The organism is Gulosibacter sediminis (genome assembly GCF_023370115.1).
Classification (GTDB): Bacteria; Actinomycetota; Actinomycetes; order Actinomycetales; family Microbacteriaceae; genus Gulosibacter; species Gulosibacter sediminis_A.
This window is the reverse complement of record NZ_CP097160.1, coordinates 160,278-177,853: the sequence shown is the minus strand read 5'-3', so window position 1 is coordinate 177,853 and position 17,576 is coordinate 160,278. Positions and strand designations below refer to the sequence as shown.

At 68.9% G+C, this 17,576-nt stretch carries 16 protein-coding genes and 3 tRNA genes; 8 read left to right on the top strand and 11 right to left on the bottom strand.

What is annotated here, in order from left to right; genetic code table 11:
• Positions 1–461 precede the first annotated feature (461 nt).
• On the top strand, positions 462–2,177 hold the full coding sequence (locus M3M28_RS00825) for a sensor histidine kinase (RefSeq protein ID WP_249386969.1): 1,716 nt from the start codon (positions 462–464) through the stop codon (positions 2,175–2,177).
• On the opposite strand, the gene M3M28_RS00820 is transcribed toward M3M28_RS00825, so the two are convergent.
• Together M3M28_RS00820 and M3M28_RS00815 are read right to left on the bottom strand one after the other, a co-directional pair.
• Positions 2,174–2,671, bottom strand: a complete 498-nt coding sequence (locus M3M28_RS00820; protein WP_249386968.1) for a mycothiol transferase — start codon at positions 2,669–2,671, stop codon at positions 2,174–2,176. The genes M3M28_RS00825 and M3M28_RS00820 overlap by 4 nt on opposite strands.
• Positions 2,672–2,818: 147 nt before the next feature.
• Positions 2,819–3,835 carry a hypothetical protein gene (locus M3M28_RS00815; protein WP_249386967.1) on the bottom strand — a complete coding sequence of 339 codons (1,017 nt, stop codon included), beginning with the start codon at positions 3,833–3,835 and terminating at the stop codon, positions 2,819–2,821.
• Between the two features lie 165 nt (positions 3,836–4,000).
• Between M3M28_RS00815 and M3M28_RS00810 the strand changes: the two genes are divergently transcribed.
• The gene (locus tag M3M28_RS00810; RefSeq protein ID WP_249386966.1) at positions 4,001–4,441 is read left to right on the top strand and encodes a hypothetical protein; all 441 of its coding nucleotides are present in this window, start codon (positions 4,001–4,003) and stop codon (positions 4,439–4,441) included.
• A 49-nt stretch (positions 4,442–4,490) separates the two neighbouring features.
• On the opposite strand, the gene M3M28_RS00805 is transcribed toward M3M28_RS00810, so the two are convergent.
• Positions 4,491–5,198, bottom strand: a complete 708-nt coding sequence (locus M3M28_RS00805) for a lysophospholipid acyltransferase family protein (protein WP_249386965.1) — start codon at positions 5,196–5,198, stop codon at positions 4,491–4,493.
• 111 nt (positions 5,199–5,309) lie between these two features.
• Here M3M28_RS00805 and M3M28_RS00800 point away from each other — a divergent pair, with 111 nt between their 5' ends.
• Positions 5,310–7,160 (top strand): heavy metal translocating P-type ATPase, encoded by a 1,851-nt coding sequence (locus M3M28_RS00800; RefSeq protein ID WP_249386964.1) that lies wholly within the window; start codon positions 5,310–5,312, stop codon positions 7,158–7,160.
• 65 nt (positions 7,161–7,225) lie between these two features.
• Here the strand turns inward: M3M28_RS00800 and M3M28_RS00795 are convergent.
• The 3 genes from M3M28_RS00795 to M3M28_RS00785 all read right to left on the bottom strand — a co-directional run bounded on the left by M3M28_RS00795 (position 7,226) and on the right by M3M28_RS00785 (position 7,563).
• Positions 7,226–7,298 (bottom strand) — tRNA-Phe (locus tag M3M28_RS00795).
• A gap of 61 nt (positions 7,299–7,359) precedes the next feature.
• Positions 7,360–7,433, bottom strand: a tRNA-Asp gene (locus M3M28_RS00790).
• Between the two features lie 57 nt (positions 7,434–7,490).
• Positions 7,491–7,563: transfer RNA gene (locus M3M28_RS00785), tRNA-Glu, on the bottom strand.
• Positions 7,564–7,889: 326 nt separating this feature from the next.
• Between M3M28_RS00785 and M3M28_RS00780 the strand changes: the two genes are divergently transcribed.
• Positions 7,890–9,299, top strand: coding sequence for a M23 family metallopeptidase (locus tag M3M28_RS00780; RefSeq protein WP_249386963.1), 1,410 nt, complete (start codon positions 7,890–7,892; stop codon positions 9,297–9,299).
• An 88-nt stretch (positions 9,300–9,387) separates the two neighbouring features.
• On the opposite strand, the gene M3M28_RS00775 is transcribed toward M3M28_RS00780, so the two are convergent.
• A complete protein-coding gene (locus tag M3M28_RS00775) occupies positions 9,388–9,876 on the bottom strand; it encodes an inorganic diphosphatase (protein ID WP_125107622.1) in 489 nt (162 codons plus the stop codon).
• Positions 9,877–10,050: 174 nt separating this feature from the next.
• Between M3M28_RS00775 and tilS the strand changes: the two genes are divergently transcribed.
• Together tilS and hpt are read left to right on the top strand one after the other, a co-directional pair.
• Positions 10,051–11,070, top strand: a complete 1,020-nt coding sequence (tilS, locus tag M3M28_RS00770) for a tRNA lysidine(34) synthetase TilS (protein ID WP_249386962.1) — start codon at positions 10,051–10,053, stop codon at positions 11,068–11,070.
• Positions 11,071–11,091: 21 nt separating this feature from the next.
• The gene (gene hpt, locus M3M28_RS00765; protein WP_249386961.1) at positions 11,092–11,721 is read left to right on the top strand and encodes a hypoxanthine phosphoribosyltransferase; all 630 of its coding nucleotides are present in this window, start codon (positions 11,092–11,094) and stop codon (positions 11,719–11,721) included.
• A gap of 67 nt (positions 11,722–11,788) precedes the next feature.
• Here hpt and yccX read toward each other — a convergent pair whose 3' ends face one another.
• Positions 11,789–12,064: an acylphosphatase gene (gene yccX / locus M3M28_RS00760; RefSeq protein ID WP_249386960.1), complete on the bottom strand. Its 276-nt coding sequence runs from the start codon at positions 12,062–12,064 to the stop codon at positions 11,789–11,791.
• Between the two features lie 150 nt (positions 12,065–12,214).
• Here yccX and M3M28_RS00755 point away from each other — a divergent pair, with 150 nt between their 5' ends.
• On the top strand, positions 12,215–12,964 hold the full coding sequence (locus M3M28_RS00755) for a MerR family transcriptional regulator (protein ID WP_249386959.1): 750 nt from the start codon (positions 12,215–12,217) through the stop codon (positions 12,962–12,964).
• 402 nt (positions 12,965–13,366) lie between these two features.
• Here the strand turns inward: M3M28_RS00755 and M3M28_RS00750 are convergent, their stop codons facing one another.
• Positions 13,367–14,920: a PTS ascorbate transporter subunit IIC gene (locus M3M28_RS00750; protein ID WP_249386958.1), complete on the bottom strand. Its 1,554-nt coding sequence runs from the start codon at positions 14,918–14,920 to the stop codon at positions 13,367–13,369.
• A 95-nt stretch (positions 14,921–15,015) separates the two neighbouring features.
• Positions 15,016–15,843, bottom strand: coding sequence for a PTS sugar transporter subunit IIA (locus M3M28_RS00745; protein WP_249386957.1), 828 nt, complete (start codon positions 15,841–15,843; stop codon positions 15,016–15,018).
• Positions 15,844–16,030: 187 nt separating this feature from the next.
• Between M3M28_RS00745 and M3M28_RS00740 the strand changes: the two genes are divergently transcribed.
• Positions 16,031–16,324: a YciI family protein gene (locus M3M28_RS00740; protein ID WP_249386956.1), complete on the top strand. Its 294-nt coding sequence runs from the start codon at positions 16,031–16,033 to the stop codon at positions 16,322–16,324.
• A gap of 54 nt (positions 16,325–16,378) precedes the next feature.
• Here the strand turns inward: M3M28_RS00740 and M3M28_RS00735 are convergent, their stop codons facing one another.
• A complete protein-coding gene (locus M3M28_RS00735; RefSeq protein WP_249386955.1) occupies positions 16,379–17,575 on the bottom strand; it encodes an MFS transporter in 1,197 nt (398 codons plus the stop codon).
• Position 17,576: the final 1 nt, after the last annotated feature.

Genomic DNA, 17,576 nt, shown 5'->3' with positions numbered 1-17,576 from the left:
TTCAGGCCCGGAGTGCACCGAGCCAACCGTCGTTGTTGAGTTCAAGCTCGAAGGCAAGTTTTCTCGGCTCGCCTACGTGACGAGTTCGTCAGCTGGGTGTTCCTCCCCCGTCGGGCCCTCGTCTAAGCCCGGTACCACTATCTCCCCACCCTCTCGGGATATCTATGCGTACGACATGTACTTCACCCCTACCGATCACCCCACCGAAAGGCCTCATTTCACGATGAAGCCGCATATGATCCGAGCGGAACCCCCGATCAGCGCAGCGTTATTAATCGATTTAATTTGCATGCTTTAGCACTTGCCCGAGCGTGCGCACAAAAAACAAAGATTGACTGGCGTTCAACGCCCCGTTCGCGGGATTGTTGGTACGCGTCGCAAAACCACTCACGCCGACCCCGGCGCCGAGAGCGAGACTACGGAGCGCCACCCTTGTTCGACCCTTCCCCCGAAAACCCGTCATGAGCATCCGCGACGCCGTGTCGGCGTTCTTCCACGACGGGTTCGTTGCCGCGAAGCCTCGGCCGTTCGCGATCGCGACGCAGGGGGCGTTCGCCCTCGTGCTACTCATCGCCGACATCGCGTATTTTCTCGACGGTGATTCGCGCAACAGCGTGGCGTGCATGGCGGTCGGCGTCGTGCTGCTAGGGCTCGCGACCCTGCTCGCGGTTTTCGAGTGGAAGCTGCCGCGAGCTGCGCAGAGCGTGCTCGTCATCGCGCTGCTCGACTTCATCGCCCTCGGCCTGAGCCGCTTCGGTGCCCTGCCAGAGGGAGCCGCGCTCTCGCCGCTCGTGTTCTTCCCCGCGACCTGGCTCATGCTCACATACAAGTGGCGCGGGCTGTGGGCCTCGGTGGTGCTGGTGATCTGCTCGATCACCATCCCGTCGGTGTTCGCGTCGACCTTCGGCTTCGACCCGGCGCAGCTCATCGTCGTCGCGGTGCTGCCGCTCACCGTGCTCGTGGTCGGCGGCCTGCTGCTCGGCATGGATGCACGGCTGCGCGCCTTGCTCACCGAGCAGTCGCGGCTCACCGAGGAGAGTCAGCATTCGCGCGAGCTGCTGCGTCGCACGCTGAACAACATCGACGTCGCCGTCAACCTCCTCGACTCCTCGGGTGAGACGATCGTGCGCAACGAGGCGGGCGACCGGCTGATCAAGCAGTACGCGACCAACACCGACGGCAGCCTGCGCGCGATCGCAAGCATCGGCGGCTACATGCCCGACGGCGTGACGCCCTACAAGCTGAGCCAAAACCCCATCCGCCGGGCCATGCGCGGCGAGACGGTGCGCAACCAGCTCATCCTCGTCGGCGAACCGACCGGGCCGCAGAAGGCGTTCTCGGTGAGCGCCTACCCGTTGCGTGATGAGGGCCAGTTGCAGGGGCACCTCATCGTGGTCGCGGCCGACGTCACCGCGATGCAGCAGCTGCTGCGGCAGCGCGACGAGTTCGTTGCAGGGCTCTCGAGCGAGGTGCGGGCGCCGCTCAATTCGATTCTCGGGTACGTCGACATCACGCAGGACGAGGTCGAGCAGCTGCGCGAGGCCACCGCGAGCATGACGCACGACGAGCTTTCGGGGGCGGTGCGCGAGACCCCCGTGCCGAACTACCTCGACGTGGTGCAGCGCAATGCCGAGCAGGTGCTCAAGCTCATCGACGACCTGCTGCTCGAGCAACAAACGCGGCGAGGGCAGCTGCACATTTCGCGGCGCGAGTTTGAGCTCGTCGGATTCTCGCGGCGGGTCATGGAGTCGCTGCGCACCGCCGCGGCGCTGCGCGGTACGAAGCTGCGACTGGTTGCGCCCGACGAGCTGCTCGTCGTCGCCGACAAGCAGCGCATCGCGCAGGTGCTCGATGCGCTGCTGAGCAACGCGATTCAGTACGGCGGCGAGCAGGGCCTGGCCGAGGTGCGGCTTGAAGGCAACCCGACGGGGGTGACGCTGCGCGTGGTCGATCACGGGCCCGGCATGCCGCCCGATGAGCTGTCGCAGCTGTTCGTGCCCTTTCTCAGGGGAAGTCAGTCGGGCGATGGCGGCGAGCGGGGCACCGGCGTCGGCCTCTCGATCGTCGACCGGATCGTCACGGCACACGGCGGCACGATTCGCGCGACCTCCGAAGTCGGCGTCGGCACGACCATGACGGTCTGGCTGCCGCGAGCGCGGCCGGAGTCGGCTAGCTAGCTCTGCGTGCCGACCGCGTACGCGGCCTGGCCGATGTGCTGCGCCGCGTCGTCGATGATGCTGACGAGGCGCGCGCCGCGGGTCACCGGCGGGTTCCAGTTCGTGTCGATGACGTCGTCGAGGTCCGCGTCGCTGAGCGTGCCGAGGTAGGCGAGCAGCGCATCCGTCGTCGCCACGAAGTAGTCGAGCAGCGGCGAGGCGTCGTGGACGACGATGCTGCGTGCCTGCTCGGGCGTCTGTCCGTAGCCGCTCGTGTCGCCGAGTGCGCCGAGCGCGAGCTGCTCACGGAACCGCGGCCAGACCTCATCCGTGCCTGCGAGCGGCGCGAGCTGCGCGTCGATCTCGCGGCCGGCGTGCCAGATGAGCCAGGCGGGCGAGTTGTCGTGGCCGGCGGGGTGCGAGTTGAGCGCCTCGTCGCTGAGTTTCGTGCGGAATTCGAGCAGCGCGTCGCGGGGTCGGGTGGCGAGGTCGCGGAGTACTTCGGTGCCGTTCATGCGCGCCACCCTACTCTCGGTGCACGCCGGGCCGCTGACCGCTCCCAAGCATCCATAGGTGTTGCGGTTGATCCCATTCTCGCCACGAAAACGGGGCCAGATGGGACCAACCGCGACACCCATGACTTGTGGGCGAGGCGGGGTGGGTTATCGGCGGCGGAGTCCCTTGAGGAGGCCGCGCAGGCCCTTGGGTCGCGGCTTGGCCGCGGCGGCTTCCTTGCGTTCGGCCTCGGCAGCTTCGGCGCGGGCGCGTCGCTGCAGGCGCTTCTGATCGCGTTCGAGGCGCGGCAGGTCGAGGCGGATCACCTCGGAGATGCGGTCGGCCCGCTCCCCCGGCTCATCGACGCCGACGGGCACCTGCGCGAACTCCGAGTCGAGGTTGAACTCGATATTGCGCGCGACCTCGCGCCACGCGGCCTGCTGCGAGACCGTGACGAGGGTGTTCAGCGTGCCTTCATCGGTCGAGCGGCGCCGCAGGTCGGCCGCGACCGTCTCGGCGTTCTCCTTGCGGTGCTTGAGATTCGCGATGTCGCCGCGGCGGTAATCGTGCATGCCCGTCGACTTGAAGCCGAGGCTGCGGGCGCGCTTGATCATCTGGTCGAGGTAAGCCACCTCGTTGTCGCTCTCGTCGGCGAGATCGGTGAGGATCTGCATCGCCTCGCGCAGGTAGCGCTTGCGCGAGAACTCGCCGCCCGAACCGAGGATGTCCATGAGGATGTGGTTCTTCATCTCGAGCCGCGCCGCCGCCTGGGCGATCGTGATGCCCTCCTCCACCGAGGGACCGCTGCTCGCGAGATCCCCCGCCGCGATGACCTTGTTCTTGCCGGATGCGGTGGTCGCCCGCGTCGACGACGTCGATGACTTGGCTGGTTCGGCCGCTTCGGTCGGCTCAGCGTCCGGCGCAGCTACAGCAGCCTCGGCGGCCTCGACAGCTGCAGGGTCGTCCTCGGACTCAGCCGTCGCGGCGGCCTCGACAGCGTCGGCGGGCTCGGCAGCCTCAGCCGATTCGACGGGAGCCGCAGCCTCGGGAGCATCGCCGGCGGCGGGTGACCCGACCGCATCCGTTGCCTGCGCGGAGGTCTCGACCGGCGCATCCGAGCTGGGCGCTTCGGCAGGCGCGCGACTCGTCAGCCGCTGCGAATCGTCTGCGGTTGGCTCAGTCATGCGCACCCCCTCCTAAGTACGAGTCCTAGTGTCCCTGATTTCCGCGCGCTTTGCCGCTTCCCGACGGGCGTCGTCATACCGGATGCGCAACCCAGCCGGATGCGCGGGCTCACCCCAGCGCCGGGTGCGACAATCTCGGGGTTCCGCACGACGAAGGAGTCAGTCATGGCCAACAACGAATCGGGATTCAGCGAAGCCGAACGCGCTGCAATGAAGCAGCGCGCCGAGGAGCTCCGCGCGCAGAAGGGCGTGAAGGGCGCGGCGAAGCGTGAGCGCGAGTATCAGGCCTGCCTCGACGCGATCAACGGGCTGACCGGCGCCGACAAGCAGGTCGCCGAGCGGCTGCACGTCATCGTGAGCGAAGAGGCGCCCGAGCTCGACCCGAAGACTTGGTACGGCTTCCCGTCGTACGCCGACGACGGCGATGTGCTCGTGTTTCTGCAGCCGGCGTCGAAGTTCAACACTCGCTACCCGACCATCGGCTTTCAGCAGAACGCCCAGCTCGACGACGGCAAGTTCTGGCCGACCTCGTACGCGGCCCTCGAGATCGACGACGAGATCGAGCAGCAGCTGCGCGCCCTCATCCGCAAGGCCGTCGGCAAGTAGCCCGCCGCGAGCGCGCAGTGGCATGGATGCGCGGCGCGGCCGCCCAGCGCTACCGGGCGTCGCGCGAGGTCGCGTTCACCGCATCCGAGCGTTCTTGCCCCGTGAGCTGCGCGATCGCGGCCATGATGCGTTCGGTCGCCTCGGTGCGGGCGCGGCCGCCGGGCAGTGCGGCGAGGTCGCTGAGGTCGAGGGGCGCGCCGAAGCGCACCTCGACGTGGCGCGAGCGGCCGAAGTGGCGAAAGGCGCGCATCCCGTCGGCGCCGAGGATGCCGACCGGCACGACCTGCGCGTTCGTGTCGAGCGCCATCCAGGCGGCGCCGCTGTGCCCCTTGTGCAGGCGGCCGTCGCGCGATCGCGTACCCTCCGGAAACACGCAAAACGCGCTGCCGGCCTGCAGGATGCGGCTGCCCGCGTCGAGCGCCGCCCGCGCGTCGCGCCCCGCGGCACGCACGACGGGTACGCCGCCGATCGAGGTGAAGAACCAGCGGCCGAGTTTGCCCTTAAGCCCCGACCCCGTGAACAGCGCCGACTTCGTCAAGAACTGCACCGGCCGCGGCGCCGAAACCGGAATCAAAATCGTGTCCCACGCCGACTGGTGATTGCTCGCCAGCAGCACCGGCCCCTGCTTCGGCACGTTCGCCCGCCCGCGCACCCGCGGCCGATACGCGAGCCACAGCAACGGCCGCAGCACGGCCCGCCCGACGTAGTAGACGATGCCCGGCTTCGGGGCGGGTTCTGGCGCGGCGTCGGTGGTCACCCAACGAGCGTACGCGCGGCCGACCTCGCCACCCGCGCAACACCGGCAAGAGCGACTGAGGTAAGCCTTCCATTCCTAGCGCTGACCAGGGATTTTTACGATAATTAAGACATGAACAATGTCCGCTCCGCCCTCAGCTCCTATCCACTGGTCGCCGCGACCATCGTGGTCGGCATCGTCGGCTTGACGTTGCTCGCGACCCCGGCGAGCGGCATCGCTCCGTCGCTCGTCGGCACGTACGCCATCGCGATCGCGGCGTGGGAGGCCGTCGGCATGGTGCGCGAGCTGCTGCGCGGCCACGCGGGCCTCGACATCCTCGCGGTCACGTCGATCACGGCCGCCGTGCTCGTGGGCGAGGTTTGGGCCGCGCTCATCGTCGTGCTCATGCTCACGGGCGGCGCCGCGCTCGAGGACTACGCCTCGAACCGCTCGAAGCACGAGCTCACCGCGCTGCTCCAGCGGGCCCCGCAGACGGCGGTGCGCATCCGACCCGATGGCACCGCCGAAGAGCTCCCGGTCGACGACATCGAGATCGACGACGAACTGCTCGTGCGCCCCGGCGCGCTCGTGCCGGTCGACGCGGTGCTACTCGACGACCGAGCCGTCTTCGACGAGTCCTCGCTCACCGGCGAGAGCCTGCCCGTCACCCGGGCGGCCCGCGAGCGCGTCTCGAGCGGCGCGGTCAACGGCTCGGTCGCGGTGCGGATGCGCGCGGTCGCCCTCGCGCGAGACAGCGAATTCCAGCAGATCGTGCAGCTCGTCGAGGAGGCCTCGCAGAGCAAGTCGAAGGTCGTGCGCCTCGCCGACCGCTACGCCGTGCCGTTCACGATCCTCGCGCTCGTCATCGCCGGCATCGCCTGGGCCGTCTCGGGCGACCCGGTGCGCTTCGCCGAGGTGCTCGTCGTCGCGACGCCGTGCCCCCTGCTCATCGCGGCGCCGGTCGCGTTCCTCGGTGGCATGAGCCGCGCCGCGCGCTTCGGCCTCATCGTCAAGGGCGGCGACACCCTCGAGCAGCTCGCCCGCGCGAAATCTGTCGCGTTCGACAAGACCGGCACGCTCACGAGCGGGCGCCCCTCGCTCGAGCGCATCGACGCGGCTCCCGGCTTCAGCGCCGACGACGTGCTGCGCCTCGCGGCATCGGCCGAGGTCTACTCGTCGCACGTGCTCGCGGGCGGCGTCATCGCCGCTGCCACCGAGCGCGGACTCGAGCTCGCGAACATCTCGCAGGCCGAGGAGGTCGCCACCAACGGCGTCGCCGCCACTCTCGCCGAGGATGCGCCGTGGCGCGGCACCGTGCGCGTCGGCAAGCCGGCGTGGGTGCGCTCGTTCGCGCCCGCGCTCAAGAACGCGGCGCTGGGCTCGGGCGAGCTCGCGATCTACGTCACCCTCGACGACGCGGTCGTCGGCACCCTCGTTATGCGCGACCAGGTGCGGCCCGAATCGGCCGAGACCGTCGCGAGCCTCGCATCCCTCGGCGTCGAGCGACGGCTCATGGTGACCGGCGACATCGCCGCCACGGCCGAGCCCATCGCCGCGAGCCTCGGCATCGACGAGGTGCACGCCGAGTGCCGGCCGCGCGACAAGGTCGAGATCGTCGCCGGCGTCGAGCCGCGGCCGCTGATCATGGTCGGCGACGGCCTCAACGACGCGCCGGTACTCGCGGCCGCCGACATTGGCTTCGCGATGGGCGCGCGCGGCGCGACCGCAGCGAGCGAGTCGGCGGATGTGGTGAACCGCTTCGACTCGCTGGCGGGCGTCGCACACGCGGTGCGCATCGGCCAGGACACCGTGCGAATCGCCCTGCAGAGCGTGTGGCTCGGCATCATCATCAGCGTCGGGCTCATGCTCGTCGCCGCGTTCGGCCTGCTGCCCGCCCTCGCCGGGGCGTGGCTGCAGGAGGTCGTCGACCTCGTCGCGATCCTCGGCGCCCTGCGCGCGGTCGGGCCGCGCCGCGAGCGCTAATTATTGGCCGCACGGAAAACCACGGAAAACAGAAAAAGCCCCGGGCGTCGAACCCGGGGCATCTGTGGCTCCGACGGGCGTCGATCCCGTGACCTCTCGATTTTCAGTCGAACGCTCTACCAACTGAGCTACAGAGCCAAAGCAGCTTCCGCCGCTGAGAGAAACGCCCTCATCTTTCGACAAGGGCGTCGCTTCTCCGCGACCCTGACGGGACTTGAACCCGCGACCTCCGCCGTGACAGGGCGGCACGCTAACCAACTGCGCTACAGGGCCTCATATTAAATTTTTCAGACGGTTCAACCTACCAGCTTTTTCCCGGTGTCGCCACCGTGACCCCAACGGGATTCGAACCCGTGTTGCCGGCGTGAAAGGCCAGTGTCCTAGGCCACTAGACGATGGGGCCGAAGCTGTATCGGCATGACCGCCGAAGAAAGAGCCTAGTGCACATTCACGCACGAACGCAAATCGCACGCTCCGAGCCGTCACGAGCCTACGCCTGCGCCCCGCGCGTCCGGCGAAGCAACACTCGCGCGAATACCCGAAATGCGCAGCCGAACCGCGAAAACACGCCCATCCGGGGTTACAAATTCGTCACAGAGCCACTAATGTGGCGGATGTTAACCGTGTGACTTGAGTGATCCTCTGCGACAAATGCCTAGCTATGTGCATGACCACGCCCGCACCTGAACCGATTGCCCGCGCGCCTCGCGCAGCAAACGAAAGGCACCAATGTTTTCGTCCAAGACCTCCCGCCGGGCACCCCGCGCCCGCGCTGGCCGGTCAGGGCTGGTAACCGGCGCGGCCGCTCTGCTCATTATCGGCCTCGTAGGCAACGGCGCGATCGCAGCGAACGCCAAGGACCTCGACGACTACGCGACCTGGGACGACGTCATCGCCGCCCAGGACGACATCGACCAGCAGAACGCACTGATCGACGAGATCAACTCCCAGATCGACCAGCTCAACAACGAGGTCGCCGAGGCCGAGGTCGTCGCTGAAGAGGCAGGCAACGCCTACTCGGCCGCCCAGGCCGCGTCGACCGAGCAGTCCGAAAAGGTCTACACGCTGCAGCAGCAGGCCGAGGAGGCCTCCGCCGAGGCAGACAAGGCCGAGACCGAGGCCGCATCGTACGTCGCCGCCATCGCGAACCGCGTGCCCGTCGACCCGACCGTCGAGCTGCTCACGAACCCGAACGACGCCGACGGCTTCCTCATGGGCATGTCGACACTCTCGAAGCTCGGCACGCAGAACGGCGCTGTCTACGAGAACGCCATCTCGGCACGCAACAACGCCGACCAGCTCGGCGAGCAGGCGCAGGTCGCGCTCGAAGAGCTCGAGACCCTCGAGGCGCAGGCGCAGGCCGACTACGACGCGGCCGTTGACGCGCAGCTCGACCTGCAGAACAAGCGCGATCAGAAGACCGAGAAGGGCTCCGAACTCGAGGCGATGCTCGCCCCGCTGCAGGAGCACCGCGACGTCGTCGAGGCCGACTACCAAGAGGGCGAGCGCCTGCGCGAAGAAGAGCGCAAGCGCATCGAGGCGGAGCAGAAGAAGGCCGCCGAGGAAGCTGCCGCAGCAGCCGCGGCCGCAGCGGCAGCAGCCGCCGCTGAGGCCGAAGCCGGCTACAACTCGGGTGGCGGAAGCAGCAATAGCGGAAGCAGCAGCAGCGGTGGCAGCAGCAGTGGCGGCTCGACCGAGAGCGGCGGGGCCTCCCCGAGCGCGAGCGGCTATGCGCCGCCCCTCGGCTACAACGCCTACATCTCGAGCAACTACGGCATGCGCCTCCACCCGGTCTACGGCTATTGGAAGCTCCACAACGGCACCGACTTTGTCGTCTCCGGCGGCACCTGCGGCGCCCCGATCTACGCGGTCACGTCGGGCACGGTCACGTACGCGGCCTGGATGGACGGCTGGGGCAACCGCGTCGACATCCAGATGGACGACGGCAACACCACCGGCAACGCCCACATCATGCCCGGCGGCATCATGGTCTACCCTGGCCAGCGCGTCGTGGCCGGCCAGATCATCGCCTACGCCGGCACCACAGGTCCGTCGACCGGCTGCCACCTCCACTTCATGGTGAACAACGGCGCGAGCGACCCGCTGAGCTACCTCGCCTCACACGGCATCTACTACTAGGCCGCACGAGGCGCCGAGCAGGCCCAACGACGAGGGGCGCGCATCCAGCAGGATGCGCGCCCCTCGTCGTTGGGCTGGCGTCAGCTACTTATTCGGCGGGCTTGTAGGCCGCGAGCGAGCGCTCGATGATCGCCTCGGCGTCAGCCGCCGAGCCCCACGAGTCGACCTTGACCCACTTGTTGGGCTCGAGGTCCTTGTAGTGCTCGAAGAAGTGCTTGAGCTGGTCGCGGGTGTTCTGCGGCGCATCCTCGAGCTCCTGGATGTGCGCGAAGCGCGGGTCCTTCGCCGGCACGCAGAGGATCTTGTCGTCGCCGCCAGCCTCGTCAGACATGTGCAGCACGCCCACGGGGCGCACCTTCAGGCCGATGCCCGGGTAGACCGGGTACTCGAGCAGCACGAGCGCGTCGAGCGGGTCACCATCGTCGGCGAGCGTGTGCTCGAAGTAGCCGTAGTCGACCGGGTAGACGAACGGGGTGAACAGCACGCGGTCGAGGTAGACGCGGCCGGTCTCGTGGTCGACCTCGTACTTGTTGTGGCTGCCACGAGGAATCTCGATGACGACGTCGTAGGTGCTCAATTCTGCTCCTGGTGTAAAGGGTCGCCCGGGGGCGTTGACGGCACCAGATTACCGCCCGCGCGCGGCGCGAGCCCGAACATCCCGTCACCACCCGCAACCCGCGCCGAGCGCCGCTTGCTGAGCGCGATCAGCACTTCCGTGCAATCAGCGCCCTCGCCCGAGTACGATTGGGGTGTGACTGATCGACCCCGCCTCACCCCGCCGGTAGCCGATATTCGGCGCGCTGTGCGCAACTCGCTGCGCGGCGTCGCTGCCGAGGGTGACCTCGTGCTCGCTGCGCTGTCTGGCGGCCCCGACTCGCTCGCGCTGGCCGCGGGCCTCGCATTTGAGGGCCCGAGAGCCGGGATGCGCGTGGGCGCGGTCATCGTCGACCACCAGCTGCAGCCTGGCTCGGGTGAGCAGGCCGAGCGCGCCGCCGAGCAGGCACGCTCCCTCGGCCTCGACCCGGTCGTGATCGAGCGCATCGATGTCGTCGACGACGGCGCCGGCCCCGAGGCCTCGGCCCGCGCTGCCCGCTACGGCGCGATCGACCGCGTGCGCGAAGAGCTCGGCGCCTCCTACGTCGTGCTCGGGCACACCCTCGACGACCAGGCCGAAACCGTGCTGCTCGGCCTCGCCCGCGGCTCGGGCGGTAAATCGCTGCACGGCATGGCCGTCGTCAACGGCCCGCTCGTGCGGCCGCTACTCGGCATCCGCCGCGAAGAGACCAGCCAGGCCTGCCGCGACCAGGGCCTCGAACCGTGGCACGACCCGATGAACGACGACGAGCGCTTCAAGCGCGTGCGCATCCGCAAGAACGTCATGCCGGTGCTCGAGACCGAGCTCGGCCCCGGCATCGCCGAGGCGCTCGCCCGCACCGCGACGACGCTCCGCGAAGACTCCGAGACCCTCGACGCCCTCGCGCTCGAGTGGGCGCAGGAGATCGTCGACACCGACGCCGACGGCCGCGTCACCCTCGATGTCGGCGGCCTCGTGACCCAGCCCGCCGCGCTCCGCCAGCGCATCTGCCGCGCCGTCGCCGAGCAGGGCTTTGGCGTCTCGCTCTCGCGGGCGCACACCATGGCGGTCGCCGCGCTCGCCACCGAGTGGCGCGGGCAGGGCCCCATCGACCTGCCCGGCATCCGCGTTGAACGCAGCGCCGGCCGCCTGTTCTTCGGCTTCGCCGAGCAGGGCGTCGACGACACCGAGCACTAACGCCACCGCGAAAGGAACCACGTGCGCGCATCCGACATTGAGGCCGACGTCCGCGAAGTCCTCCTGAGCCGCGAGGAGATCTCCGAGCGCATCGGCGAGCTCGCCCGCGACATCGAAGCCGACTACCGCGACCGCACTCCCCTGCTCGTCGGCGTGCTCAAGGGTGCCGTCATGGTCGTGAGCGACCTCGCTCGTGAGCTGAGCATCCCGCTCGAGATGGACTGGATGGCCGTCTCCTCGTACGGCTCGGGCACCGTGTCGTCGGGTGTCGTGCGCATCCTCAAGGACTTGGACACCGACCTCAGCGGCCGCGACGTGCTCATCGTCGAGGACATCATTGACTCGGGCCTCACCCTGAGCTGGCTGCGCCAGAACCTCGAGTCGCGCGGCGCCGCCTCGGTCGAGATCTGCACGCTGCTGCGCAAACCCTCGCGCCTCAAGGTCGACGTGCCCGTGCGCTACATCGGCTTCGATGTGCCGAACGAGTTCGTCGTCGGCTACGGCCTCGACTACGACGAGCGCTACCGCAATCTCCACGACGTCGTCGTGCTGCGCCCGCACGTCTACGGCGCCGACGAGACCGACGCCACGGGCCCTGTCGAGCCGGCCCGCAAGGTATTCCTCCCGGGCCTCGAAGAGCCCGCGCAGTAGTTCGGCGACCCGTCGCCCGGCTCGAGCCCCCGCCGCAGCGGACCACGGGGCCCCAATTGCGTGGCTGCTAGCCCCGAATCTCAAACTCGGTGTCGCCGCGCGTCGGCTGCCCGCTCGTCTCGACGCCGTCGACGCTCGCCGAGCGGGGACCACGGTGCGCCCACACGACGAGCCGATCGACCGCATCCGCCTCGCCCTCGGCCTCGAACTCGACCCGGCCGTCGAACAGATTGCGCACGTACCCGCCGAGGCCGAGCCGCTGCGCCTCCTGGGCGGTCGAATAGCGAAACCCGACGCCCTGCACGACGCCTGACACGTACCCTCGCACTCGTTTCGTAGCCATGCGGACAGGGTACGGATGCGCGCCCGGCGGCGGCTGGATGCTCGGCTCGGGTCGATGCCTTGTGGGCCAGTTTCGCGCCGGTTGCGACTTGGGGCTTGCGGTTGACGTAACGTCAACCGATAGCGTCGTGACCGCATCGAAGGAGGGCCCATGGAATGGTCGACTCACGAGGTGGTCGCCGCGACCGGCGTCACCTCGCGCACCCTGCGCCACTACGGCCAGATCGGCCTACTGCCGCCCGACCGGGTGGGCCACGGCGGGCTGCGCTACTACGCGCAACCATCTCTCGTGCGGCTGCAGCGCATCCTCGGACTGCGCGACCTCGGCGTCGATCTCGCGAGCATTCGCGAGATTCTCGACGGGGAACGCGACGACGTCGCCGCGCTGCGCGAACTGCGCGAGCGGCTCACGAGTGAGCGGGCGCGCATCCGCCGTCAGATCGCCGCCATCGATGCGACCATCACCGCAATCGACGAGAAAGAAGACATTATGCCGAAGGACATGTTCGACGGCTTCGACCACACCCAGTACGACGCCGAGGTACGCGAGCGCTGGGGCGACGAGGCAGCCGACCGCAGCAATAGCTGGTGGGCGGGCCTCGGCGAGTCGGGCCAGGCCGAGTTCCGTGCCGAGCTCGAGGCGCTCAACGACGCCTGGGATGCGCGCATCACCGCCGGCGACGAGCCCGGCTCGGCCGCTGCGCAGCAGGTCGCGGCGCAGCACGTCGCCTGGCTGCGGCGCGCGTGGCAAGGCCAGCCGCTCACGGCCGACGCCCTGCGCGGCCTCGCCACCATGTACGCCGACGACCCACGCTTCGCGGCGAACTACACCCGCGCATCCGAGCACGGCGCCGAGTTCGTGCGCGACGCCCTGCTCGTCTACGCCGACGCGGCGCTCTAGGTGTAACGGCCTGTCACGTTGTGGACGTCGCGGGGAGGCGAAAACTCCCCGTTCCCCCAGTCTGTCCTCCGTGGCCCCACGGCACCCCGTCGCGTCGTCGCCCGGAATGGCGCGCTCAGCGACAACTGGCGTCGTCAGCATCGCGCCACTTGTCGCTGACCGCGCCACTACCATTCGCGCCACGTCGCTGAGAGCGCCACCACCGGCCCCCCTCGCCGAGTGGCGCCACCAACGACAACTGGCGCCATCACCATCGCGCCACTTGTCACTGACCGCGCCACTACCGTGAACTGCATCACTGGGAGGAACAACTAGGCCAGCGCAACAACGAAAATTCCCCGATGGGCGGGGCGAATCTTTCGGCCCACCCGCCGGGGAATTTCGTTGTCAGGAGGCTCGCGCCTAGCCCTCGATCGAGGCGGGCGGCCGGGGCGCGCCCTTCGGCGGGGCGATGCGCGCGAACTTCCCGGCGTTCGCCGCCGTGGTGGCCGAGCCCGCCGATTCGCTCGAGCCTCCCATCCCGCTGCGCCGGTTCGGCGCCGCATCCCAGTCGCGCTCGACGACGCGCTTCTGCACGATGATCGCCGCGACGAGAATGACGAGGCCGATCACCGCGAGTAGCACGGCACCGAGCACCGCGCCAGCGTTCGCGCCGTAGCCGATGAGAATACCGAACCAGCCGAAGTCGGCGTCGCCGAAGGTCGTGTTCGCCGAGCCGAAGCTGCCGAGCACCTGCATGAGGAACGCGGGCAGGAACGTGATGAGCAGACCGTTCACGAAGCCACCCGCGATCGCGCCGCGGCGGCCGCCGGTCGCATTACCGAAGACACCCGCGGCACCACCGGTGAAGAAGTGCGGCACGAGGCCTGGCAGGATCACGGCGAGGCCGAACGCCGGGCCGAGCCAGGCGGCGAGCACGAACAGACCGCAGAGGCCGGCAACGAACGACGAAATGAAGCCAATGAGCACGGCGTTCTGCGCGTACGGGAACACGATGGGCGCGTCGAGCGCGGGCACGGCGCCCGGCACTACCTTCGCCGCGATGCCCTGGAACGCGGGCACGAGCTCACCGAGGATGGTGCGCACGCCGAAGAGGATCACGGCGACCGCGATGCCGAAGCCGAGGCCCTGCGTGACCGATTGCATGAGGAAGTTGCCGACGTTGCTCGCGCCGCCGAAGGCCTCGAACGCCTCGGCTTCGCCGACGCGAATGAGGTAAATCACCGCGACGATGACGTACATGAGCACCATCGACAGGGCGGTGGCGACCATCGAGTCACGCAGGAAGCGCAGACCCTCGGGCACCTTGATGTCTTCGGTCGAGCGGCTCTTGCCCTTCGGGTCGACGAGGCGACCGACGGCACCAGCAGCGACGTAGCCGGCTGTGCCGAAGTGACCGATTGCGACCGAGCCGTCGCCGGTGACCTTCTTCATCCACGGGTGCGCGAGCGCGGGCAGCGCGACCATGAGGATGCCGAGCAGCACGGCGCCGAGAATCACGACGACCCAGGTGTTCATACCGGCCGAGGCCATGACGATGGTGATCATCGTCGCCATGAACAGCATGTGGTGACCGGTGAGGAACACGTAGCGCAGCGGCGTGAAGCGCGCGAGCAGCAGCGCGACGACGAAACCGAGAATCATGAGCCACGACACCTGCGCGCCGTACTCCTGCTGCGCGATGCCCGCGATGGCCTCGTTCGTCGGCACGACGCCCTGCGCGCCGAGCGCGCCCTGAATCATGACGCCGAGCGGTTCGAGCGAAGCGGTGACAAGGCCGGCGCCGGCGCCGATCAGCATGAAGCCGAGCGTGGCCTTGATACCGCCGCCAATCACCGCGCCTGCGCTCTTGCGCAGCGCGATGAGCCCGACCGCGGTGATGATGCCGATGAGGTACGCCGGCACACTAAGGATTTCGTTCACGAGAAACTGCGCGATCGCGTAGATCACGTCCATGATGCTCTCCAATGACTAGAAGCTGAGGGATGCGCTGGCCGGGTGCCGCGGTGTGCGAGCGGATGCGCGCCACGGCCCGAGAGCCGGGTCGCGCGTTAGACGGCGTAGCGGCGGCGCAGGGCGCCGTCGATCTCCTGCTGCGAGGTGAAGTCGCCGATGATCTCGACGGGCACGCCGAGGTCGCCGAGCGATTCGGCGATGGCGCCGGAGGTGAGCACGAGGTCGGCTTCCTTCGACTTGCCTTTGGCCGAGATGGTGTCGGTCGCTTCGACGGTGAAGTAGGGCGCCCAGCCCCACTTGCCGAGCACCTGCTCGAGCGTGTTCTTGAGGAAGATGCTCGTGCCGACGCCGTTGCCGCAGACCGTGAGGATGTGCCCCTTCGAGGCGACGGTGCCGGTGAGGTCGACCTCGCGATCATCGGCCACGGAAGCCGCGTGGCGGGGCGTGCTCGGCTCGGCGGCCGAGGCCTGCGCCGGGTCGCTCGTGAGCACCTCGAGCACGGCCTCGGGCGTGTTCGCCGTGTCGAGGGCGGCGCGGCGAACCGGGTCACCGAGCACGCCGGCCAGCGTGGCAAGCGCCTGCTGGTGTTCGGTCGAGTCGGCGGCAGCCATGCCCATGACGATCGTGACCGGGTCGTTGTCGCCGGCACCGAACTCGACGGGGTTCGCGAGGCGAACGAAGCTGAGGCCCGTGCGCTTCACGGATGCGTTGGGTCGCGCGTGCGCGAGGGCGAAGCCGGGCGCAATAACGATGTACGGGCCGTGCTCATCGATGGTCGCGAGCATCGAGTCGGTGTACTCGGGCTCGGTCGCGCCGGTCTGCACGAGCAGGTCGCCCGCCGCGATGACGGCCGAGCGCCAGTCCTCGGCGGGAACGTAGAGCTGCACGGCATCGGTGGATATGAGAGAGCTGAGCTTGCTCACTGGGTCTCCTTTGTACGGTCCTCGTCGGGCGGGCGCCGGTTCACAGGACACTTTGTGCTACTCCAAGTCAACGTTGAAATAATGCCCCTCGCAACTTTTCCTGTTGCGATCGCAAGTGGTAGGCGGCGTCGGCCCCCGCCCTACCGCGCGCTACGCTGCAAGGGCAAGCCACTACGAAGGAGCCCCGGTGCCGTACGCCATCAACTCAGACGACCTCCCCAACAGCGTTGACAAGCGCCTCGAACTACGCCCGGAGCACCTCGCGTGGCTGCGCGAGAACACCCCGCGCCTGCTCGCGGCGGGTGCGAAGCGCAACGAGGCCGGCGATCCGATCGGCAGCCTCGTCATCGTCGACGTCGAGACGCTCGAAGAGGCCGAGGCGTTCGCCCAGGCCGACCCGTACTCACAGCAGGGCCTGTTCGCGAAGGTCGAGATCACGGCCTGGAACAAGTCGTTCTTCAACTTCGAAGACCTGATCTAGCCGGCCCGCGCCGCAGACTTGCCGCCCGCATCCTCGCCCGAGGGTGCGGGCGGTTTAGCGCTCGGCCGGCGCCGCGCCGAGCGTGCGGTCGCGGCCCGCTGCGAGGCCCGCAAACACGAGGCCGACGACGCAGGCGAGCAGCAGGCCCAGCGTCGCCACCCAGCCGCCCGTCGCCTCAAACAGGCCACCGCCGATGATCGGGCCGAGGCCCGCGCAGAAGTACCCGATCGACTGGGCCATGCCCGACATGCGCGCGGCATCGCCCGCTGTCGCCGCGCGCTCCGAGATGAGCCCGAGCGCGACCGGCAGCATCATTCCTGTGGTGAGGCCGATCATGACCGTCCACACCGGCATGAGCTGCGGCAGGAACATCCCGCCGAGCAGGGCGATCGCGGTGATCGGCAGGAAGCTAATGGCGATGATGCGCTGGTCGCGCGAGCGGTTCATGAGCCACGCGACGAGGAAGCCGAGCGGCATGCCCGACAACTGTGCGATCGCGAGGTGCAGGCCCGCGTTCGCCTCGCTCACGCCACTGCTCTGCTCGATGGTGGGCATCCAGTTCACGAAGGTGTAAAAGACCGTCGACTGCAGCGCCATGTACGCGGTGACCGACCACGCGATCGGCGAGCGCCAGATGTTCACGTGCGGCGAGTGGTCGCTCGAGGCGACGCCGAGCCGATCGCGCCAGCCGCGCACCGCGAAGAGCGCGATCGCCACGATGACAACGGGCAGGGATGCGGCGAGCGCGAGCCGCCACTGGCCGCCGGTCGAGTCGGTGATCACCACCGCGAGGCCCGCGCCGAGCGCAGCGGTGCCGGTCATGGTGCAGGTCGTGACGCCGAGTACGAGCGGGGCGTTGGGGGCGAAGTCGCGTTTCACGAGCACCGGCAGCAGCACGTTCAGCGTGGCGACACCGATGCCGAGCAGCGCGGTGCCGACCCAGAGCGACCAGGCGGGCATGAGCAGGCGCAGGGCGAGGCCGGACGCGAGCACGATGAGGCTGAGCAGCGCGAGCCGGTCGAAGCCGAGACGGCGGGCCAGCGGCGCGGTGGGCACGGCGAACAGGCCGAACGCGAGCACCGGCAACGCCGCGAGCGCGCCCACTTCGGTCGCGCTGAGACCGACGTCGGCGCCGATGCGCACGGCGAGTGGGCCGAAGGCGGTGACGCCGGCGCGCAGGCTGCCCGCGAGCAGCACGACCGCGACGAGCGAGAACACGCGCGAGCCGCTCCAGAATCTCGCCTGTGTCATC